Source organism: Thermomonospora echinospora (genome assembly GCF_900108175.1).
Classification (GTDB): domain Bacteria; phylum Actinomycetota; class Actinomycetes; order Streptosporangiales; family Streptosporangiaceae; genus Thermomonospora; species Thermomonospora echinospora.
Map to the genome: position 1 here is coordinate 102806 of NZ_FNVO01000015.1, position 20762 is coordinate 123567.

General features: G+C 71.0%; 22 protein-coding genes. 8 read left to right on the plus strand and 14 right to left on the minus strand.

Features of this window, described 5'->3' with window-relative positions:
- Positions 1 to 75: 75 nt before the first annotated feature.
- Positions 76 to 2778: a replicative DNA helicase gene (gene dnaB / locus C4U03_RS28000; RefSeq protein ID WP_407701458.1), complete on the minus strand. Its 2703-nt coding sequence runs from the start codon at positions 2776 to 2778 to the stop codon at positions 76 to 78.
- Positions 2779 to 3149: 371 nt separating this feature from the next.
- Between dnaB and C4U03_RS28005 the strand changes: the two genes are divergently transcribed.
- Both C4U03_RS28005 and C4U03_RS28010 read left to right on the plus strand, forming a co-directional pair.
- Positions 3150 to 4511 carry an MATE family efflux transporter gene (locus tag C4U03_RS28005; protein WP_103941763.1) on the plus strand — a complete coding sequence of 454 codons (1362 nt, stop codon included), beginning with the start codon at positions 3150 to 3152 and terminating at the stop codon, positions 4509 to 4511.
- 72 nt (positions 4512 to 4583) lie between these two features.
- Complete coding sequence (locus tag C4U03_RS28010) at positions 4584 to 4772, plus strand: hypothetical protein (RefSeq protein ID WP_103941765.1); 189 nt, start codon at positions 4584 to 4586, stop codon at positions 4770 to 4772.
- A gap of 13 nt (positions 4773 to 4785) precedes the next feature.
- Here C4U03_RS28010 and C4U03_RS28015 read toward each other — a convergent pair whose 3' ends face one another.
- From C4U03_RS28015 to C4U03_RS28045, 7 genes are all read right to left on the minus strand, one after another.
- On the minus strand, positions 4786 to 5049 hold the full coding sequence (locus C4U03_RS28015; protein WP_103941767.1) for a DUF4190 domain-containing protein: 264 nt from the start codon (positions 5047 to 5049) through the stop codon (positions 4786 to 4788).
- A 328-nt stretch (positions 5050 to 5377) separates the two neighbouring features.
- Positions 5378 to 6046: a peptidoglycan recognition protein family protein gene (locus C4U03_RS28020; protein WP_235018209.1), complete on the minus strand. Its 669-nt coding sequence runs from the start codon at positions 6044 to 6046 to the stop codon at positions 5378 to 5380.
- A 542-nt stretch (positions 6047 to 6588) separates the two neighbouring features.
- Positions 6589 to 7035, minus strand: a complete 447-nt coding sequence (gene rplI, locus C4U03_RS28025; RefSeq protein ID WP_103941771.1) for a 50S ribosomal protein L9 — start codon at positions 7033 to 7035, stop codon at positions 6589 to 6591.
- 14 nt (positions 7036 to 7049) lie between these two features.
- A complete protein-coding gene (gene rpsR, locus C4U03_RS28030) occupies positions 7050 to 7286 on the minus strand; it encodes a 30S ribosomal protein S18 (protein ID WP_019631633.1) in 237 nt (78 codons plus the stop codon).
- Between the two features lie 168 nt (positions 7287 to 7454).
- The gene (locus C4U03_RS28035) at positions 7455 to 7991 is read right to left on the minus strand and encodes a single-stranded DNA-binding protein (protein ID WP_103941773.1); all 537 of its coding nucleotides are present in this window, start codon (positions 7989 to 7991) and stop codon (positions 7455 to 7457) included.
- Positions 7992 to 8043: 52 nt separating this feature from the next.
- Positions 8044 to 8334, minus strand: coding sequence for a 30S ribosomal protein S6 (rpsF, locus tag C4U03_RS28040; RefSeq protein ID WP_103941774.1), 291 nt, complete (start codon positions 8332 to 8334; stop codon positions 8044 to 8046).
- Between the two features lie 155 nt (positions 8335 to 8489).
- Positions 8490 to 8666 carry a hypothetical protein gene (locus C4U03_RS28045; RefSeq protein ID WP_235018210.1) on the minus strand — a complete coding sequence of 59 codons (177 nt, stop codon included), beginning with the start codon at positions 8664 to 8666 and terminating at the stop codon, positions 8490 to 8492.
- Positions 8667 to 8874: 208 nt separating this feature from the next.
- Between C4U03_RS28045 and C4U03_RS28050 the strand changes: the two genes are divergently transcribed.
- The 3 genes from C4U03_RS28050 (at position 8875) to C4U03_RS28060 (ending at position 10599) form a co-directional block, all read left to right on the plus strand.
- The gene (locus C4U03_RS28050; RefSeq protein ID WP_103941776.1) at positions 8875 to 9183 is read left to right on the plus strand and encodes a hypothetical protein; all 309 of its coding nucleotides are present in this window, start codon (positions 8875 to 8877) and stop codon (positions 9181 to 9183) included.
- Positions 9184 to 9290: 107 nt separating this feature from the next.
- Positions 9291 to 10061, plus strand: coding sequence for a deoxyribonuclease IV (locus C4U03_RS28055; protein WP_103941778.1), 771 nt, complete (start codon positions 9291 to 9293; stop codon positions 10059 to 10061).
- Between the two features lie 232 nt (positions 10062 to 10293).
- Positions 10294 to 10599, plus strand: coding sequence for a hypothetical protein (locus C4U03_RS28060; RefSeq protein ID WP_103941780.1), 306 nt, complete (start codon positions 10294 to 10296; stop codon positions 10597 to 10599).
- A 9-nt stretch (positions 10600 to 10608) separates the two neighbouring features.
- Here the strand turns inward: C4U03_RS28060 and C4U03_RS28065 are convergent, their stop codons facing one another.
- The 3 genes from C4U03_RS28065 to C4U03_RS28075 all read right to left on the minus strand — a co-directional run bounded on the left by C4U03_RS28065 (position 10609) and on the right by C4U03_RS28075 (position 15211).
- Entirely contained in the window at positions 10609 to 11805 is a 1197-nt protein-coding gene (locus C4U03_RS28065) for a mannosyltransferase family protein (protein ID WP_146087558.1), read from the minus strand.
- Between the two features lie 107 nt (positions 11806 to 11912).
- Positions 11913 to 14114: a transglycosylase domain-containing protein gene (locus C4U03_RS28070; protein ID WP_200827522.1), complete on the minus strand. Its 2202-nt coding sequence runs from the start codon at positions 14112 to 14114 to the stop codon at positions 11913 to 11915.
- Positions 14115 to 14794: 680 nt separating this feature from the next.
- Positions 14795 to 15211 carry a DUF5318 family protein gene (locus tag C4U03_RS28075; RefSeq protein ID WP_103941786.1) on the minus strand — a complete coding sequence of 139 codons (417 nt, stop codon included), beginning with the start codon at positions 15209 to 15211 and terminating at the stop codon, positions 14795 to 14797.
- A 232-nt stretch (positions 15212 to 15443) separates the two neighbouring features.
- Between C4U03_RS28075 and C4U03_RS28080 the strand changes: the two genes are divergently transcribed.
- Positions 15444 to 16076: a PadR family transcriptional regulator gene (locus C4U03_RS28080; RefSeq protein ID WP_103941788.1), complete on the plus strand. Its 633-nt coding sequence runs from the start codon at positions 15444 to 15446 to the stop codon at positions 16074 to 16076.
- 47 nt (positions 16077 to 16123) lie between these two features.
- Entirely contained in the window at positions 16124 to 17203 is a 1080-nt protein-coding gene (locus C4U03_RS28085) for an inositol-3-phosphate synthase (protein WP_103941790.1), read from the plus strand.
- Between the two features lie 252 nt (positions 17204 to 17455).
- Here C4U03_RS28085 and C4U03_RS28090 read toward each other — a convergent pair whose 3' ends face one another.
- From C4U03_RS28090 to trxB, 3 genes are all read right to left on the minus strand, one after another.
- Complete coding sequence (locus C4U03_RS28090) at positions 17456 to 17824, minus strand: hypothetical protein (RefSeq protein ID WP_103941792.1); 369 nt, start codon at positions 17822 to 17824, stop codon at positions 17456 to 17458.
- 270 nt (positions 17825 to 18094) lie between these two features.
- Complete coding sequence (locus C4U03_RS42130; RefSeq protein ID WP_103941793.1) at positions 18095 to 18454, minus strand: hypothetical protein; 360 nt, start codon at positions 18452 to 18454, stop codon at positions 18095 to 18097.
- Between the two features lie 416 nt (positions 18455 to 18870).
- Positions 18871 to 19830: a thioredoxin-disulfide reductase gene (trxB, locus tag C4U03_RS28100; RefSeq protein WP_103941795.1), complete on the minus strand. Its 960-nt coding sequence runs from the start codon at positions 19828 to 19830 to the stop codon at positions 18871 to 18873.
- Between the two features lie 185 nt (positions 19831 to 20015).
- Between trxB and C4U03_RS28105 the strand changes: the two genes are divergently transcribed.
- Positions 20016 to 20597, plus strand: coding sequence for a dienelactone hydrolase family protein (locus C4U03_RS28105; protein ID WP_103941797.1), 582 nt, complete (start codon positions 20016 to 20018; stop codon positions 20595 to 20597).
- Positions 20598 to 20762: the final 165 nt, after the last annotated feature.

Below are 20762 nucleotides of genomic sequence, written 5' to 3' on the forward strand. Positions count from 1 at the left end.
AGAGCCATCCGTTGGCCGGGCAGACCCCGGCCCGCCGGGGAGAGGGCCTCGGTGGCCGAGGTAGCGGCCAGGCCGCTACTGCGCCATGTCGACGAAGCGGCTGTAGTGCCCCTGGAACGCGACCGTCACCGTGGCCGTGGGCCCGTTACGGTGCTTGGCCACGATCAGGTCCGCCTCCCCCGCCCGCGGCGACTCCTTCTCGTAGGCGTCCTCACGATGCAACAGGATCACCATGTCCGCGTCTTGCTCGATCGATCCCGACTCGCGCAGGTCGGAGACCATCGGCTTCTTGTCGGTGCGTTGTTCGGGGCCGCGGTTGAGCTGGGACAGGGCGATCACCGGGACCTGCAGTTCCTTGGCCAGCAGCTTGAGGGAGCGGGAGAACTCCGAGACCTCGACCTGGCGGCTCTCCACCCGCTTGTTGGACGTCATCAGCTGCAGGTAGTCGATGATGACCAGGCGCAGGTCGTGCTGCTGCTTGAGCCGGCGGCACTTGGCCCGGATCTCCATCATCGACATGTTCGGCGAGTCGTCGATGAACAGCGGGGCCTCGGCCACCTCGCTCATCCGGCGGGCCAGCCGCGTCCAGTCCTCGTCCTGCATGGTGCCCGAGCGCATCGCGTGCAGCGCCACCCGCGCCTCGGCCGACAGCAGACGCATGGTGATCTCGTTGCGCCCCATCTCCAGGCTGAAGAACGCCGAGGTGAGCCCGTGCTTGATCGAGGCCGCCCGGGCGAAGTCCAGTGCGAGCGTCGAGTTGTGGGTGGGGATGCAGGAACGGCCCGCCAGGTACATGTGGTCGGCGTTGTCGACCTGGACGCACCGCACCGGCACGCTGGGGATCGGCCGGACGTCGACGATGTGGCGCACCCACGCCTCGGGGTGGACGGCGCGCTTCTGCCGGACCGCCTTGCGCGGCAGCCGGAACACCGTGTCGGCCGGCGTGCAGCACACCACGTGGCGAGGTGAGGCGCTGCCGGGCACCGTCTCGGCCGGTCCGGTCTCCACGGTGGCCTGGTGCCCCAGGCTGATCACAAGATCCCGGACGTCCTCGGCCAGCCGGCGGCTCCGCGTCGTGAACCGGACCCGGCCATCGTCGGCGCACGTCCCTCCGGCGTCCAGCAGCCCCGCCAGCAGCGCGCGGCGCTGCGACTCCGAGGCACGCAGGTAACGCACGGGGATACGCCCATCACCTCGCGCACCGTACCCGTCCGCTCCGCCGGCAGGACCACCCTGCCCACAGGCGACACCGCCGGGCTCACCGACGGACGCGTCCCACCCGCCGTCCAAGCCATCGGCTCCGGTGGTGAGATCGGGCAGTCCGCGGCGATCAGGTCCCGAACACCGGATCCCGGCGACGTCCTCGGGGTTTTCATCGCCGGAGCCGGTGCTCACGCCACGTCCGCCGGCTTCGGAGCCCAGCCGGACGCCCAGCCGGTACGGATCGACGGGAAGCCTGACGTGCGGTAGTTCGAACGGTGCCGCGACCGGCACGGCGTGGTGGGGCCTGCCGTCGTCGCCGAGGAGCGTCCGGGCGATCTCCTCGGTGGTCCTGACCGACGTCCCGAGGAGGCCGACACTCCCTTCGTCCCACCGCGCCATCCGGACCGCCGCTGAGCCGCGCGGATCACCGGTGACGGACCGGTGTCCGTCCCGCGGGTGCGGGGCCGGTGGGAGAACGAGGCCGGACCTGCTGCGGAGAATGCCAGGTCCGGCGGCGCCGGGGAGGAAGCCCGTTCCCGCCGTTTCCGGCATTCGCGTCCGCGACACGGCCGCATGGATACGGGATCCGCGCCTGTCGTACGCACTGCGGGACGGGTGAGAAATGCTCCCGCCGAAGAGGCTCGCCTTGCCACGGCTCCCGAGCGTCCTCCGCCCCGCCGGGCGGCGTGCCACGCTGGTCCGCCACTGGTGTTGGGCGTCGGCGATGATGACCTCGCCGTCGGAGAACTCCACCTCGTAGCAGGGACGATCCGTCATGACCTCGGTCGCGGCCACGACCCGGGTCGGTTTCCCGTCGGCACCCAGCAGATGATCGCCGACTTTCACTTCCCCCATGGTCGTCCAGCCGTCCGGCGTGGGCAACGGGGTGTCGACGTTCAGTGCCTTCCCGATCGCAGGGCGCGCAGCCACGATGATCATCTGGCCTGGGTGCAGCCCGTTGGTGAGGGCGTCCAGGTCGGAGAAACCGGTGGGGACGCCGGTCATCTGGCCGCCGCGGCTGCCGATGGCCTCGATCTCGTCGAGGGCGCCGGGCATGATCTCGCTGAGCGGCAGATAGTCCTCGCCGGTGCGCTTTTCGGCGATGGCGAAGACCTCGGCCTGGGCGCGGTCGAGGACCTCGTCGGCGTCGGCGCCGTCGGAGGAGTAGCCGAGCTGGACGATGCGGGTGCCGACCTCGACCAGCCGGCGCAGCACCGCCCGCTCCCGGACGATCTTGGCGTAGTAGCCGGCGTTGGCCGCGGTGGGCACGGTGGCCATCAGGGTGTGCAGGTAGGGCGCGCCGCCGACCCGGTTGATCTCGCCGCGCTTGGTGAGCTCGGCGACGATCGTGACGGCGTCGGCGGGCTCGCCGCGGCCGTACAGGTCCAGGATCGTGTCGAACAGGATCTGGTGGGCGGGCCGGTAGAAGTCGGAGGACCGCAGAATCTCGACGACCTCGGCGATCGCGGTGGGGGAGATCAGCATGCCGCCGATCACCGACTGCTCGGCGGCCACGTCGTGCGGCGGGGTGCGCTCGAACTCCCGCTCGTGCGACCCGAGATCGGTCACGCTCACGGCTCCACCCCGTCTCTTCGCTCCCATGCGAACCGTTCGTCCATCGATGGAGCGGCCGGCACACCCACCCCACTGACACGGGTCTAACCGATGGGTACGACATTCTGCGAGCGCCGCCCGCAGGACGCAAAAGGATCTGTGGACAACCCTGTGGACGAACTGTGCATACACCGGGGAGACGGTGTGCACGACCTGTGGACAACCCTGGGGACGACGCCCGTGACCTCCGTCACGCACCCGAGCTGAGCTGGGAGGACGTCATCCACCGGCTGTGCGGGCAAGAAAGTCCGGCCGACCCGGCGCCAGGACGGCAATGTAAGGCACCAATAAGTATGACGATCATTACGTCACTGGTAGTCTCGATCTTCGTCATGCCCGGTCCACCCTCCCGTCGCACGCGGTTCCCCCTCCGCCGTCCCCGTCTCCGCCATCCCCACGACCGCGAGATCCTGCGGCTGGCCGTCCCCGCGTTCGGCGCGCTGGTGGCCGAGCCGCTGTTCCTGCTGGCCGACAGCGCGGTCGTCGGGCGGCTGGGCACGGCGCAGCTCGGCGGGCTCGGCGTCGCCGGGCAGGCCCTGGCCACGCTGGTGTACGTCTTCGTGTTCCTGGCCTACGGCACGACCGCCGCCGTGGCCCGGCAGATCGGCGCGGGCGACCCGCGGGCGGCGATCCGGCAGGGGATCGACGGCATGTGGCTGGCGCTGGTGCTCGGTGTGGCGGTCATCGCCCTGGGCTGGCCGCTGGTCCCCTGGATCGTCGAGGCGTTCGGCGCCAACCCCGCGGTCGCCCCGTACGCCGAGACCTACTTGCGGATCAGCCTGTTCGGCATCCCCGGCATGCTGGTGATCCTGGCCGGTACGGGGGTGCTGCGCGGCCTGCAGGACGCCAGGACGCCGCTGTGGGTCTCGGTCGGGTCGTTCGGCCTCAACCTGGTCCTCAACGTGCTGTTCGTGCTCGTTCTGGAGTGGGGGATCGCGGGCTCGGCCTGGGGGACCGTGATCGCGCAGACCGGCGGCGCGGCCGTGTACGTGGCCGCGGTGCTGCGCGGCGCCCGGCGGCACGGCGCCGCGGTACGGCCGTCGGGCGCGGGGCTGCGGGCCTCGGTCAGGTCCGGCGCGCACCTGCTGGTCCGGACGCTGGCGCTGCGTCTGGTGCTGATCGTCGGCACGGCGGTCGCCGCACGGATGGGCACCGACGAGACCGCCGCCTATCCGGTGAGCTTCCAGGTGTGGACACTGCTGGCGTTCGCGCACGACGCCATCGCCATCGCCGGGCAGTCGATCACCGGCCGGTACCTGGGGGCCGGGGACGTGCCGGGGGCGCGGGCCGCCACCAGGCGCATGGTCGAGTGGGGCGTGGTCGGCGGGGTGGTCTTCGCGGTGGCGGTGCTGGCGGTACGGCCGTGGCTGCCGGCGCTGTTCACCTCCGACCAGGGGGTGCGCGCGCTGCTGCTGACGGCGCTGGTGTTCGTCGCCGCGCTGCAGCCCGTCGCCGGAGTGGTCTTCGTGCTGGACGGGGTGCTGATCGGCGCCGGCGACATGCGGTACCTGGCCGTCGCCACGGCCATCGCGACGGCGGTGTTCCTGCCCGCCGCGCTGCTGGTGTACTGGCTGGGTGCGGGGCTGGCGGGGCTGTGGGCGGCGATCGGGCTGTGGATGGCCACCCGGCTGGTCACGCTCGGCCTGCGGGCCCGTGGCGACGCCTGGCTGGTGACAGGCGCGGTACGAAGCTGAAGTCTTGTGACTGGTGGGACGCGTTTTCGAAAGTGTGCTCGAAGGCTCCGCCCGTTCCGCTAGGCTTCGAACATGTGTTCAAACAAGGGGGAACGGCTGGCCCGGCTGGCCCAGGCGATCGACGACCTGGCGGCCGAGGGGCTGGTCGGCCTGCCGCCCGAGACCCTGGTCGAACGGGTGGCCGGGATCTGGTCGCTGGTGGAGGGGATCGACCCCGAGATCGCCCGCCGCCGTACCCGCTACACCAGGCCCGAGTGCTGACGATGCACCGCCGTCAGTGGGGGACGTCCTCCTCGATGGTGACACCGCCCTGGAGCAACAGCACCAGCAGCAGGAAGAGTCCCAGGTAACCGAGGACGAGCCCCCCGACGGCGGTCCAGCGCCCGCGCTGGTCCCGACTCCCGATCCGGCGCAGCGCGAGATGCCCCAGCAGGACGGCCAGCACGCTGCCCAGCCCGAACACCCAGACGATCCCGCAGATCAGTGCGACGATTCCCAGGCCGCTGATCGGCCGCTTGCCGGAGTCCGCGCCCGCCATGCCCTGCCCTTCGTGTCCCTCAGGGCATGATGGCGTCCGGCTTTCCCGAAAATCCAGTCCCAAGTCCGGAAATCAGAACCCGCGTCCCGGCCATCTATCCGCACCGTCAGTCCGCGCCGGTGGATCAGGAACGCCGCGGAGAACCGCCCGCGACGCGGAGCCCCGATCCGGAACATCCAGGTCACCCCACCCGGACGCCGCCCGGGATCCGCGCCGTCAGGCCACGCCAACGGATCGGGGACGTCGCGGAGAGCCGGCCGTGACGCAGAATCCTGATCCGGGACGTGCAGGTGCCGTGCCCGGGCGCCGCCGCCCGCTGTCCGCGCCGTCAGGCCATGCCGTCAGGCTGCGCCGGCGGATCGGGGACGCCACGGAGAACCGTCCGCGACGCGGAGTCCTGGTTCGGGACGTGCAGGTCGCCGTGGCCGGGCGTCGCCACCCGTTCGCCCTGGACGCCCAGTCGGCGGGCGACCACCCAGCGGAGCTCCGGCAGCCGTTGGTACAGGACGTCGCCTGGGCATTCGGTGGAGCCGAAGTCGCGATGCCCCACAATGGCCTGGAACGGATCGAGGTCGTAGGCGTAACAGAGCCACACGCACGTGTCCACCAGCGAGGCCCACAGTTGTACCGGAACCGGGGCGTTGGAGTAATTGCCCTCGTTCTCGATGCCGATGGTGCTGTCGTTGTAGCCGAGCGTCTGCGCGCCGACGACATGGCGTCCGTTCCTGATGGCCGCCAGGCTGCGGTTGCGTCCCTCCATCACGTAGCCGCCCCGGCTGATCGTGAGCTGCTCCCCGATGTCGTCCCAGCCCAGTTGCCTCATGTGGAACCGCTGGACGATGCGGGAGAGCCGGTACGCCTGCGCCTTGGAGTAGTCCTTGGTGTTCGTCGTCGCCGTGTGGTGGACGACGATGTGGTCGGGCGCCCGGTCGAGGACCCGGGCCCGATGCCTCGGCGGTTTGGCGCCCCACTGCCTACGGGTGTGCACGCGGGGCATGCCGCGTCCCCCGCCCCCGGCGCCGCGTCCCCCGGCCGTGTCGTCCCGTCCCGCCGCCCGTGCCTCGTCACCCGTCGGGAACACCGCCATCAGCCCAGCGCCCGCCGTCCCGCCCAGCAGTGCCCGGCGGCTGATCCCGTCGCCCGGGAGAACGGCCTCCGGCTCCCCGCGGTGCCGATCGGACGGCCACCGCGCCGCCGGCGCTCCCCCGTGATCACCTGATCCGTCCCTCGAACATGCGGTCACCAGGCCCCCCTCTCACCGCGACATTCAGCACGGACCGTAGCGACCGCCGAAGGGAGGCCAAAGCGTCTACGCCGCCACTTGGCAGATCAGGACCCAGCTTGCCGCCGATTTTCAAACCCGGTGCCGACCGCCGGGCAGGGGATGCGGGAACGCGAACGGCCGGGGCTCGTCCAGGGGGTTCCGGGGGGTGTGCGGTTGCACGTGGCCCGGTGTGCCTGGGGAAGTCCCGGCCGTATGGCGATCTTCGATTGGCGTGCCGTGCGGCTGGATGCCGTACGGCCGAGTTGCGGCGACCCTCAGGCCGCGACCACGTTGACCTCGACCGTGGTGCCGACCTCAGGGTGCAGCCGGACGGCGACCTGGTGGGCGCCGACCGTCTTGATGGGGTTGCGGATCTCGACGCGTCGCCGGTCGAGGTCCGGACCGCCGGCCTCCTTGACCGCGCCGACGATGTCGGCGGCGGTCACCGAGCCGAACAGCCGGCCGCCGTTGCCGGCGCGGGTGCGCAGGACCACCTTGAGGGCGCGGAGCCGGTCGGCGACCTCGCGGGCCTGCTCCAGGGTGGCGATCTCCCGGGCCGACCGGGCCTTCTTGATCGAGTCCACCTCGCGCTGGCCGCCCCGGGTCCAGCGGATCGCCAGCCCGCGCGGGACCAGGTAGTTGCGGCCGTAGCCGTCCTTGACCTCGACCACGTCGCCGGGCTCGCCGAGCCCGGTGACCTCCTGGGTGAGAATGAGCTTCATCGGACGTCCTCCCCTCAGCGCGCGGTGCTGGTGTAGGGCAGCAGCGCCATCTCGCGGGCGTTCTTGATCGCGGTGGCGACATCGCGCTGGTGCTGGGTGCAGTTGCCGGTCACCCGGCGAGCACGGATCTTGCCGCGGTCGGAGATGAACTTGCGCAGCAGACCGGTGTCCTTGTAGTCGACGTAGGAGATCTTCTCCTGGCAGAACACGCAAACCTTCTTCTTGGGCTTGCGCGGCGGTGGCTTGGCCATCGTGGTGCTCCTGTTGATGAGAGCCCCGCTGTCGCGGGAATGGTCTTGTCTGTCGAATCGGTGACGCGGCGGCGCGTCCGGGGACGCGCGAGCCGCATCGGTGGTGCACGGTCGCCGGCCGGCGCGGACCCGCCGTGGTGACGGACCGACGCCGGACGGCGGGACGGGCTAGAACGGCGGGTCGTCGGAGAAGCCTCCGCCGCCGGTGGCCCAGGGGTCGTTGGCCGGGGCGCCGCCGCCCTGGCCGCCGGAGGGACCACCGGAGGGAGCGCCGCCGAAGCCGCCGCCCCCCTGGTCGAAGCCGCCGCCCTGGCCGCCGCCGTAACCGCCGCCCTGCCGCTGGGTCTTGTTGACCTTGGCGGTGGCGTTGCGCAGCGACGGGCCGACCTCGTCGACCTCGACCTCGTAGACGGTGCGCTTCTCACCCTCGCGGGTCTCGTACGAGCGCTGCTTCAGGCGACCCTGCACGATCACCCGCATGCCGCGCTGCAGGCTCTCGGCCACGTTCTCGGCCGCCTGCCGCCAGACGTTGCAGGTCAGGAAGAGGGCGTCGCCGTCCTTCCACTCACCGGACTGGCGGTCGTAGAAGCGCGGGGTGGAGGCGATGCGGAAGGTCGCCACCGCCTGACCGCTGGGGGTGAAGCGCAGGTTCGGGTCCTCGACGAGGTTCCCGACGATCGTTATCTGAGTGTCGCCTGCTGCCATGAGGCTGGCTCCCTCTGTCGGCTCTGTCGGGGCGGCCCACCGAAGACGGTGGTCAGTGGACCTCGGGGCGGATGACCTTCGTGCGCAGCACCGTCTCGCTCAGGTTGAGCTGCCGGTCGAGCTCCTTGACGATGGCGGGCTCGGCGGTGAGGTCGACGACCGCGTAGACGCCCTCGCCCTTCTTCTGGATCTCGTAGGAAAGGCGCCGGCGCCCCCAGATGTCGACCTTCTCCACCGAACCGCCGCCGTTCTTGACGACGGTGAGGAACTGGTCGAGCGAGGGGGCGATGGCGCGCTCCTCGATCGAGGGGTCGAGGATGACCATGACTTCGTAGCGACGCATGCTGTGTCCCTACCTCCTCTGGACTCAGGCGGTCACGGCGTTTCCGTGACAGGAGGACGCTGGCGTCCCACCGCGGGCCGCGGTGTCGTCGCGCGGCCTGCGGGAACCGATACAGGCTACCAAGGGCCGGGCTCCCCCGCGGCCAACCGGCGGCTTCACCGCCGCGCGCCGTGCACATGGCCGCCGGGGCGTCCGGCGCCGGCCGCGCGGCGGCGCCGGTCGAGCTCGGCCATGATGTCGGCCATCCGGGCCCGCATCCGGGCCGTCTGGGTGGTCAGCATCGACAGCTCCTCGACCAGCTCCGCGTCGCCGATGACCCCGAGATCGCTCATGTCCACCACCGGGCACCTCCCGAGTCCGCTCACGGTTCGAAGCAATGTTCGAAGTCGTGTTCGAGACTACCCCGCGGCGCCGACAGTTCCCGGCGCGGGGCCGCTCGCCCGGCGGCGCGGCGGCGCGCCGGGCTCGCGCGGGATTGAGGGGGTTTCGTCCGGGAATCCTCATCCGACCAGGCCTGTCCGCAGTGAGGAGGGTGCACCCATGTCGAAGATCCTCGAAAGGCGACGCGCCCGCCGCACCGCGCTGCTGAACAACGACGGTGAACGCCATCCGCTGCAGAACACCCTCACCCTGACCGCCTTCGTGCTCGGGATGTGCGCGCTGGTGCTGGGGGGCATTCCGCCCACCCACCTCTTCGGTGCGGTGGCAGGGGTGATCGGGCTGCCGATCGCGCTGTACGCGCAGCTCGTCTCGGCCACGACGGGCGAGCGCTTCTTCAACGTCATCGCGATGATCGGCTCGTTCGTCGGCGCCGCCTTCGCCCTGCGGCACGGTGGCTTCTCCCTTTGAGCCGTCCGCGCCGCCGCGCCGGGCCGGGCGGGCGCACGGCGGCGGTACGGCGGTGCTCGCGGCCGGAGACCCCGCCGGTGTCACCGGGGACGGATAGTCTCGGGGTCATGCGCATCGGAGCCCACGTCGACCAGCACGACCCCCTGGCGGGCGCCCGCGCCGTCGAGGCGGACGTCGTCCAGTTCTTCCTCGGCGACCCGCAGGGCTGGAAGAAGCCGGTGGTGCCCGAGGCGGTCGCCGACCTCGACGGCTCCGGTGTGGACGTCTACGTCCACGCCCCGTACGTGGTCAACGTGGCCACCTCCAACAACCGGATCCGGATCCCGAGCCGCAAGATCCTCACCCAGCAGCTGGAGGCCGCCGCCGGGATCGGCGCCAAGGCGCTGATCGTGCACGGCGGCCACGTGCTGTCCGGCGACGACCCGGAGACCGGCTTCGACAACTGGCGCAAGGTCTTCGAGCGCCTGGAGTGCCCGATCCCGATCTACATCGAGAACACCGCGGGCGGCGGCAACGCGATGGCCCGCAGGTTCGACCGGATCGCCCGGCTGTGGGAGGTGCTCTCCCAGGTCACCGACGTGGACTCCCGGCTCGGCTTCTGCCTGGACACCTGCCACGCGCACGCGGCCGGCGAGGAGCTGGTCGACGCGGTGGACCGGATCAAGGCGATCACCGGCCGGATCGACCTGGTGCACTGCAACAACAGCCGGGACGCGTTCGGCTCGGGCGCCGACCGGCACGCCAACCTGGAGAGCGGCACGATCGACACCGAGCTGATCCTGTCGGTGGTCCGCGCGGCCGGCGCCCCGGTGGTGGTGGAGACCCCGCGAAACGGCCAGGCCGCCGACATCGCCCTGCTGCGCACCAGGCTCGGCTGAGCCGACCCCGCCGACCCGGGGAACGTTCCCCGTAGGTGCGGCAAGCGGGGCGGCAAGCGCTGACCGACTTCCCCAGCACCGCGTTACGGGAACGCTTCCCGTAGGGGGCCCGATCCGCCGGTCGTGTCGACGGCGGGCGGCTCGGAGGCCGCCGATCCCGTAGGTGGGGTTTTACGCGGAGTTGATCGCGGATACAGTCTGGGCATCATCCTCCCGCCCCGAGGTGAACGCCATGAGCATCGCGTCTCCCGAGATCGCCGCCCCCCAGCCGCCCCGGCTCCCGCTCGGCGTCCAGGCCGACGGCACCCTGACCCGCAAGGCGGTGCCGATCGCCTTCGTCATGGGGACGCTGGCCGTCTTCGCCGTCCTGCCGCTCGGAGTCCTGGCCATCATCCTGAACGACAGGGGCCTGGAACGGGTGCGGACCTCACCGCAGACCGCACGGCGGATGATCAACTGGTCCTGGGGGATCCTCGCGGTGGTCGACGTGCTGGAGATCATCGCCCTGACCGGTTTCCTGGTCGACCGCCTGGCATAGGCGCGGCGGTCAGCCCGCCCAGGAGCCCGAGGTGAAGGTGAGCAGCAGCAGCACCGCGAACGGTGTGGAGACCGCGACGGCCGCCGCGTACAGCCCGGGACGGCGCATGCCGAACCGCGCGACGGCGATCCACAACGGCCACCACAGCAGCATGGCCCGACCCACCGACAGGTAGTACGACGACAGCAGCAGCGCGGCGAGCTGGAGCCCCACGTAGACCAGCTCCGGCCAGCGCCGCTTGACCAGCAGGTAGACGGTCAGCAGCACCCCGACCAGCGCGGCGAACATCTCGATCCGGAACGCCAGGGTGAACTCGTAGTCGCTCTGGAAGGCGGCCTGCCAGGTGGTCTTGAACGACTCCCACGGCCACACCAGGTGCCGGTCCCAGCCCGCCTCCTGCGCGTGCTGCCAGGCGAGCCAGTCGCCGGTGCGGGTCCACTGGTACCAGGAGTAGGCCAGCAGCGGCGTGAACGGCAGGGCCAGCCACGCCGCGGGTCGCCAGCCCACCTCGCGCCGGCCGTGCTCGCCCACCAGGAACTCCACGATCAGCGCCAGGGCGAAGAACAGCCCGGTGATCCGCACTCCGGCCGCCGGCACGGCCAGCAGCGCCGCGGCCGTCCACCGTCCGCGCCGGGCCAGCAGCCAGGCGGGCAGCGCCAGCGCCAGGAACACCGCCTCGGAGTACCCGGCGAACAGGAACACCGCCGGCGGTCCCGCCAGCAGGGCGACCACCGCACGGCCGCCGGTGCCCTCGGGGCCCTCCCGCTCGCCGATCCGGGCCAGCGCGACCATCGTGACCGCCCCGGCGACCAGCGAGATCGCCAGCCCGATCAGCCGGTAGTCCGACAGCAGCAGCCCGCCGATCCGGATGTCGGGGACCACCGTCCCGACGGCGCGCAGCAGCATCGGGTAGCCGGGGAAGAAGGCGGGCCAGCCGGGATCGGGCTGCCCCGGGACTCCGTCGTAGCCGTAGGTGGCGAGGTTGACGAACCGGACGGCGTCCCACTGCGCCCACCGTTCCAGGTAGGGCCGCCCGTCGAAGACGGTGGGCAGCACCCGGGGGACGACCGCGACGAAGAACATCACGCCCAGCCACGCACCCGCCCACAGGGACAATGCCAGGCGGTCGACCGGCCGGACACGCGTCAGCAGCGCGGCGCCCCGGCCCTGGGCCGTCTCGGCGTCCTTGTCCTGGAGCAATGTCACGGCATCCTTACTACCAGCGTCACCGAGGCCCTCCGTACCAGTCCGCCGAAACGGCTGTGGCGGGCCCGCCACCGGACGGACCCGCCACAGCCGTTGTCATGTCACGCTCACTCCGGGGGCCTGGCGAACTGCTCCTGGCCCGGACCTTCGTTGTCCCTGCCGCCGCCGCTGGGAGTCGGCGTCGGGGTGCTCCCGCCCTGGCAGAGCGGGTTGTCCGGGAACCGCCGGCAGAAACCCGGGGGCGGGTCCTGGTTGTCGTCCGGCGGCAGGTTCGGGTCGCAGTTGCGGGGCGGGAAGCCCGGGCGGCAGGGCCGGTTGTTGCGCGGCTCCTCCTCCTGCTTGCAGGGGCGCTCCGGGGTGCTCTGCTGGTTCGGACGGCAGGGCGGGGTCTCGGTGACCGACGGCGTCGGCTTGGGGACGAACCGCTGCGCCGTGCCGACGTAGGCGGGCGGCGGGAAGGCCTTGACCGCCAGGCCCCTGGTCGCCTGCGTCATGTAGGACCTCCACAGCGTGGCCGGGACGGTGCCACCCTGGACCACCTGGCCGTCGAGGACCAGCGACTTCTTCTCGTCGTTGTAGACCGCCACCGCGGTCGACAACTGCGGGACGTACCCGACGAACCAGGTGGCGACGTTGTTGTCGGTGGTACCGGTCTTGCCGGCCGCCTGCCGGTCGGGCAGCCGCGCGGCGGTGGCGGTACCGCCCAGGACGACCTGCTGCATCGCGTAGGTCGCGTCGGCGGTGATCCCCTCGGACTGCTCGCCGTAGACCTTCGTCCGCTTCTTCCACACCAGCTTCTTGTGCAGGGTCTTGTGGTCCTTCTGGTAGACCTTGTCGACCACGTGCGGCTGGTAGTAGGTCCCGCCGTTGGCGAACGTCGCGTAGCCGGCGGCCTGCTCGATCGGGCGGATGCTGTTGATGCCCAGCGACAGACCGTAGGCGTTGCGGTGGGGTTCCAGCAGGTCGCTGGCGATTCCGGCGCTCTCGGCGGTCTCGGCCACGGTCGGCAGGCCGACCTTCATGCCGAGCTGGACGAACGCGGTGTTGGTCGACTCCTTCATCGCCGTGACCAGATCGACGGCCTGCCCGTTGTGGCTGTTGGGAATCGGGATGGTGGCTCCCGGGGTCCCGGCGGGGACCGGGTTGCCCTGGGCGTTGAACGCCATCCCCGACCGGCCCTCGACGAGGCTCTTGAGGCTCCAGCCCTTCTGCAGCGCGGCCGCGAGCACGTACGGCTTCATCGCCGAGCCGGCCTGCGAGGAGCCCTGCCACACGTTGTCGAACTCGTGCTTGAGGAAGTCCGGGCCGCCGTAGATGGCGACCACCCGGCCGCTGTCGGGTTCGACGGAGGCGATGCCCACCTGGACGTGCTTGCCCTTGCGCTTGGGGTCCAGCGAGGAGATCGTCTTCTCGGCCGCCTCCTTGGCCGCCTTCATCTTGGCCCTGTTGAAGGTCGTGACGACGTGCAGGCCGTTCCGGATGATCTCTTCCTCGGTGATGCCCTGGTCGCGGCCCAGCTCCTTGATGGCCCGCTTGATCATGTAGCCCCGGTCGCCGGCGAAGGTCTCGTTGGAGTTGAGCGGCCGGGTGTAGGGCAGCTTGGCCTGGTACTTGTCGTAGTCGGCCTTGGTCAGCCGGCCGGTCTTGACCATGCCGTCCAGCACGTACCGGTAGCGCTCCAGGGTCTGGTCCTTGTAGTCCTCGCTGCGCGGGTCGAAGTTGCCGGGCTGCTGGATGATCGCAGCCAGCAGCGCGCCCTGGTCGGGCCGCAGCTTGTCCACCGTGACGCCGAAGAAGGTCCGGGAGGCGGCCTGGATGCCGTACGCCTGCCGGCCGAAGTAGATCGTGTTGAGGTAGTCCTCGAGGATCTGGTTCTTGCTCTTCTGATTGCTGAGCTTGACCGAGATGAACAGCTCCTTGAACTTGCGGCTCATGGTCTGCTCGTTGGTCAGGTAGTAGTTCTTGGCCAGCTGCTGGGTGATCGTCGAGCCGCCCTGCGTCTCGCCTCCGGTGAGGTTGACCCACACGGCACGGCTGATGCCCTTGACGGAGACGCCGGGGTCGTTGCGGAAGCTGCGGTTCTCGGCCGCGATCACGGCATCCTCGACGTGATCGGGAATCTTGTCGATCGTGACGAGCTCACGGTTGATGCCCATCCGGCCGATCTCGGTCTTGCCGTCGTCGTAGTAGAAGATCGCCGCGGTCTTGGTGGCGTCCTCGTTGCCCGCCTTCGGCACCGGCGTCATCGCGTACGCCACGCCGACCAGCGTGCACAGGCTGAGGAAGCCCAGGCCGAGGATGCCCACCATGATCTTCCAGGACGGGACGTAGCGCCGCCAGCCGGTCTTCTTCGGCTTGTCGCCCTTGCCGCCCCTGCCGCGCCGCCCGCCGGGGCCGTCCGATCCTCCGGAGCCGCCGGGTCCCCCGGGCCTGCCAGGGCCACCGGGTCGTCCGGGGCCTCCAGGGCCGCCCGGCCCTCCGGGACGACCGGAGCGGGGGCCGCCCGGCCCGCCCAGCCCACCCGGTCCACCCGGTCCACCTGGACCTCCTGGACGGGGCGGGCGAGGGGGACCGCCGGGGCCCATCGGGTTACCGGTGGGGACATGGGGCCTGCCACCGGGTGCACCGTGGCGACCGGGGCCGCCCGGGCGACCGGGAGCACCACCGTGTCCGGGGGCTGCGGCTCGCCCAGGCCTGGCCGAGCCACCTGGCGCGCCACCGGGCATACCGGCCCGGCGGCCGGCGGACGGGGTGCCGGGCACGCCCGGTCTGCCCGGTCCGCGTTGCGGTCCGTTCTGGCTTGGGTAACTCACGCGACCTCGTTCGGCTACTGGGATACGGCGTTGGTGCGTCGTCCGACAGTACTGCGCAGGCGAATGAGGGGGCGACCGCCGTGCAGCGTCCGATCCCGCCCACGGCGGTAGGGAGCTGAAGCCGGAAGAACGCGCGACTGATCACCCCGCGGCGTTGCGGGGCAGTCCTGTTCCCGTCAGCTTCCCCGGGAGGCGGGTCCCCGCCGGCTGCGGGGCGGCTCTCCATGGCCGAGGACGTACGACACCGTCAAGTGGTTCCAAGAACAACCTTGACACACTTCGACCACAAAGACCCTGAATTCACCGTATTCACAGGCCATCGCGGCGAGCTCCGCGGTCGTCCTGACCCGTCCGGCGTGGGGGCCGAGTTCGTCGCCGTAGACGTAGGTGACATGGGTGAGCCTCTCCCTGCGGCAGACCGGGCACCTGTGGTCGGTCGGCTCGCCATGGTACTTGGCCGCCCGGAGCAGGTACGGGTGAGCGTCACAGGCGTCCGCCTTGGCCAGGTGCCCGGCGCGCAGCCGCCGCAGGGCCGCCCGTTTGGCGAGCCCATAGTCGACCACCAGCCGTGGTCGCGGTCCGGCCTGCGTCATCCGCGCCCCCTGACGGGTTCACCGGTCGTGCCGGCGGTGCGCGACGGGCACCGCCATGGCGGCAGCGTACGTCCGGCGCATGACGGTTGGAAGATCGCGAAGTTGATGCCCGGTTGCCAGGATGCGTAACCGGTACGTATCGTGGCGATGTATCGAGCCGATACATTAGAGCGATACATCTGAGCGAGACGGTCTAAACCGCCGAGCAAGGATCGTAGATGCGGAGGGCTTCATGGCGGGCAGAAAGGGCTCGGGTGTGCTGGAACTCGCCGTGCTCGGCCTGCTGCACGAGGCCCCGATGCACGGGTACGAGCTGCGCAAGCGGCTCAACACCCTGCTCGGCATGTTCCGCGCGTTCTCCTACGGGTCCCTGTATCCGTGCCTCAAGCAGCTCCTGGCGCAGGGGCTGCTCGTCGAGGACCGGCCGGAGGGCCCCGACGTCGCGCTGACCCTGCAGAGCCGGCGGTCGAAGATCGTCTACAAGCTCACCGCCGAGGGTAAGGAGCGGCTCCAGCAGCTCCTTACCGAGGCGGGCCCGGCGGCGTGGGAGGACGAGGGCTTCGGCGTCCGCTTCGCCTTCTTCCGGCACACCGACGCCGACGTACGCCTGCGCATCCTCGAAGGCCGGCGCAGCCGGCTGGAGGAGCGGCTGGAGAGCGTGCGCGCCGCCCTGGCGCGGACCCGGGAACGGGTCGACAGCTACACCCTCGAGCTGCACAGCCACGGGCTCGAGTCCGTCGAACGCGAGGTCCGCTGGCTCAACGAGCTGATCGGCCGGGAACGCGCCGAGCAGGAGAGCCGGCGGGCCGCGCGGGAGAAGTCGTCAGGCAAGTCCGCAGACAACACCACGGACGGCGACCGCTAGAGCATGCCGGTCGGACGTCCCAGCTGATCATGAGAAGGAGCATTCGGATGGGTTCGGTGCGCGTGGCCATCGTCGGCGTGGGCAACTGCGCCGCTTCGCTCGTCCAGGGCGTCGAGTACTACAAGGACGCGGACCCGGACACGCGGGTGCCTGGCCTGATGCACGTCCAGTTCGGCGACTACCACGTCGGTGACGTCGAGTTCGTCGCCGCCTTCGACGTCGACGCCAAGAAGGTGGGGATGGACCTCGCGGAGGCCATCACCGCCAGTGAGAACAACACCATCAAGATCTGCGACGTCCCGCCGACCGGCGTGACCGTGCAGCGCGGCCACACCTTCGACGGCCTGGGCGAGTACTACCGCCAGATGGTCGAGGAGTCCGACGCCGAGCCGGTCGACGTGGTGCGGGCGCTCCGGGACGCCGAGGTCGACGTGCTGGTGTCGTACCTGCCGGTGGGCTCGGAGGAGGCCGACCGCTTCTACGCCCAGTGCGCGATCGACGCCGGGGTGGCGTTCGTCAACGCGCTGCCGGTGTTCATCGCCTCCGACCCCGAGTGGGCCCGCAAGTTCACCGAGGCGGGCGTGCCGATCGTCGGCGACGACATCAAGTCGCAGGTCGGAGCCACCATCACGCACCGGGTGATGGCCAAGCTGTTCGAGGACCGCGGGGTCGAGCTGCTGCGCACGTACCAGCTCAACTTCGGCGGCAACATGGACTTCATGAACATGCTGGAGCGCAGCCGGCTCCAGTCCAAGAAGATCTCCAAGACCCAGTCGGTCACCTCGCAGATCCCGCACGAGATGGCCAAGGCCGACGTGCACATCGGCCCGTCGGACCACGTGCCGTGGCTGGACGACCGCAAGTGGGCCTACGTCCGCCTGGAGGGCAAGTCCTTCGGCGACACCCCGCTCAACCTGGAGTACAAGCTGGAGGTCTGGGACTCCCCCAACTCCGCCGGCGTCATCATCGACGCGGTGCGCGCCGCCAAGATCGCCAAGGACCGCGGCATCGGCGGCCCGATCCTGTCGGCCAGCTCCTACTTCATGAAGTCGCCGCCGGAGCAGTACAGCGACGACCAGGCCCACGAGGCCGTCGAGGCCTTCATCCGCGGCGACGTCGAGCGCTGATCCGGTTGGGCGGGACGCCCGTCCCGCACGACCTCAGGACGCCCGGCCGGATCCTTCCGGCCGGGCGCCTTCCGTTCGCCGGGCCTCCACCGCGGCGGGGCGGGCGGCGCGGAGCCCCCGGCGGAACGGGATCGCCCGGCCCGCCCTGCGAGAGGCCGGGGGCTACCTTCTGAGCAGGCGGGTCGGGCGATCGTCGTGGAGCGGATCCGTCCTACGGTCCGGGCGTGCGGCGGCCACTCCGGCCTGAGCGGATCAGGAGTACTGGATGAGGCCGTACTCGGTCCAGGCTCCCGAGGGGCACCTGGCGGTGGAGATGCTGCCGGCTCCGGGGGTCGCCCACTCGCCGTACTCGTTGTAGTAGACCCGCCTGGGCAGAGCCGGCGAGTTGAAGATCAGCTTCGTGCACCTGGCGTAGGCGCGGTACAGGCCGTCGCCCTCCGTGCACGTCGCCTGGTACCCGGTCCACTGGTTCGTCAGGGTGCAGCCGGACGGCGCCGCGTGCGCCGGCGCCGCGACCGCCGCCAGCCCACCGGCCGCGATGGCCCCGCCCACCAGCATGGTCGCCGCCCTGCGTGCCCACCGGCCCCGGGTCGGCACGTCCTGTGTCCGCTCGCTGTCCATGCGTTTCACTCCTTTTCGCTACGCCGTCGCTCCCACGGAGCCGGCCCGCCCACCGGGCCTCGGCATTTCACGGCAGTACGTTCGCAGTCGGCCCGTCCCGGGAGCCTGTTGCCGAGGTCCTGTTCCCCGCCCGCTCCCATGAGCGGTGTCCCGTATGGTCCCGTCCGCCCTCCCGGGACAGGACAGGCCGCCCCGGCCGGGCGCTCTCCCTTCGCCCGGGTCCCGCTCCGCACGACTCCGATCGCTCGGAGTCGCCTCGGAACGAACCGATCAGGCGTACTCGATGCCGATGGCCTTGGCGCTTCCCGGGAGGCAATCGGCGAGGGAGGCGCTGTCAGGGCCGGGGGCCACCCAGGAGCCGTACCGGGTGTACTCACTCCAGACCAGCCTCTGGCCGACCATCCGCATTGACAGGCACGTGGCCCTGGCTCGGTACAGGCCGTCGCCCTCCGTGCACGTCGCTTTGGCCCCCGGGTACTGGTACTGGACGGTGCATCCGGTCGGCGCCGCGTGCGCAGGGACCGCGAGCGCCGCGAGCCCACCGGCCGCGATGGCCCCGCCCACGAGTACGGTCGCCGCTCGGCGTGCCCAACGACCCCGGGCCGGCATGTCCTGCTGTTCGGCGTTCACGTGCTGCGTTCCTTCCACTCACACCATCTCGGCCGGATCGGCCCTGGTGTCTCACGGGAACGACTTTCTCCTGCGGCCTGTCCCGGGCACCTGATACCGGTGTCCTCATCGCCTTCCACAGCCATGACCGGCGTCCCGGCCCTCTCGGGGCTCTCATCGGCCACGACGCCGGGCAGCCCGTCCTTGATGGCGCGATTCGTCCACAGGGTGTGGAAAAGTCGCCGGACCACCGCCCGCGGCCGCCGGGGACGGCCGTCCCGCCGCCGGAGCCGTACCAAGGAACTCGACGATCGCCAGAGGGCGGGCACGACCGTTGCCTGATTCGGTTCGACGAGACCGCATCCGCGGCGGGAACGACCGAGCCCCGCCGGGCGTGGGCCCGGCGGGGCTCGGGATGGTGCGGGAGGGGCGCCCGATCAGGCGTCGGGCTGGTGGACGAGTTCGGCCTCGCCCTGGTCGGCGAGCCAGCGCTCGGCGTCGATGGCGGCCGCGCAGCCGGTACCGGCGGCGGTGATCGCCTGTCGGTAGACGTGGTCCACCACATCGCCGCAGGCGAACACACCGGGGATCTTGGTACGGGTGGAGGGGGCCTCGACCAGCAGATAACCGTCGGGGTCGAGGTCGAGCTGGCCCTTGAACAGGTCACTGCGGGGATCGTGACCGATGGCGATGAACACCCCGGTGACGTCGAGGGTGCTCTCCTCGCCGGTCTTGCGGTTGCGGATGCGCACGCCGCTGACCCGGTCCTCGCCGAGGACGTCGGCGACCTCGCTGTCCCACACGAAGCGGATCTTGTCGTTGGCGAACGCCCGGTCCTGCATGATCTTGCTGGCGCGCAGCTCGTCGCGGCGGTGCACCACGGTGACGGACCGGGCGAACTTGGTCAGGAAGGTCGCCTCCTCCATGGCGGTGTCGCCGCCGCCGACCACGACGATGTCCTGGTCACGGAAGAAGAACCCGTCACAGGTGGCGCACCAGGAGACACCGCGGCCCGACAGCCGCTTCTCGTTCGGCAGGCCCAGCTCGCGGTAGCCCGAACCGGTGGCGATGATCACCGAGCGCGCCCGGAACTCCTCGTCGCCGACCTTGACGACCTTGGGCTCGACGGTCAGATCGACCGCGGTGACATCGTCGGCGATCAGCTCGGCACCGAACCGCTCGGCCTGCTTGCGCATGTTGTCCATCAGGTCCGGGCCCATGACGCCGTCGGGGAAGCCCGGGAAGTTCTCCACGTCGGTGGTGTTCATCAGGGCTCCGCCGGCGGTCACCGACCCCTCGAAGACCAGCGGCTTGAGGTCGGCCCGCGCCGCGTAGATCGCGGCCGTGTAGCCCGCCGGGCCCGAGCCGATGATGATGACGTTGCGGACGTCGCTCACGTGTGCGCCTTTCGTTCCGATGCGGTCGGTCGGGCCGGGCCGCCCGCTCTCGGGCACGGCCCCGGCGTAACCCGCTCCGACAGTGGCGTCAACCGATCCTAGGGCCCGGGGATTCCCGGTACGCCGCGCGCCCCACGGTGGTGGGAGGATGCCACCGTCCCAGACCTGCGGAGAAAGGGAGACCAGTGGCGCGGATCCTGCTGCTGCACTCGATGTACGGGCTGCGGCCGGCGGTGCACGCGGCGGCGGACCGGCTGCGCGCGGCCGGGCACGAGGTGCACGTCCCGGACCTGTACGCGGGCCGGGTGGCCGACACCCCCGAGGACGCCGAGGCGATCAGGGAGGAGCTCGGCCGGGACGAGCTGCTGCGCCGGGCGGTGGCCGCGGCCGCACCCCACTGTGACCAGGGACTGGTGTACGCCGGGTTCTCGCTCGGCGGGGCGCTCGCCCAGAACCTGGCGCTGGCCGACGAACGGGCGCGCGGGCTGGTGCTGCTGCACGGCACGTCGGACGTGGCCGACGACGCCGCGACCGAGATCCCGGTGCAGTTGCACGTGGCCGACCCGGACCCGTACGAGACCGACGACTGGCTGAACGCCTGGTACCTGCGGATGCGCCGGGCGGGCGCCGACGTGGAGGTGCACCGCTACCGGGGCGCGGGCCACCTGTACACCGACCCGGACCTGCCGGACTTCGACGCCGACGCCACCGAGCGCACCTGGCGCATTGTGCTGGACTTCCTCACCGACCTGCCCGACGACGCCTGAGACGCCTGAGAACGGCCACCGCCGCGAACGACGGACGGCCGAGAACGCCCCCGTCCGATCGACGACCCGGCAGCAGACGCACCCGCCGGAACACCCACGAGCACGGACATCAGCCCCACGGCCCGCCCGGGGAACGGCCCGGTGTCCCGACCTCCGGAGGTCGGG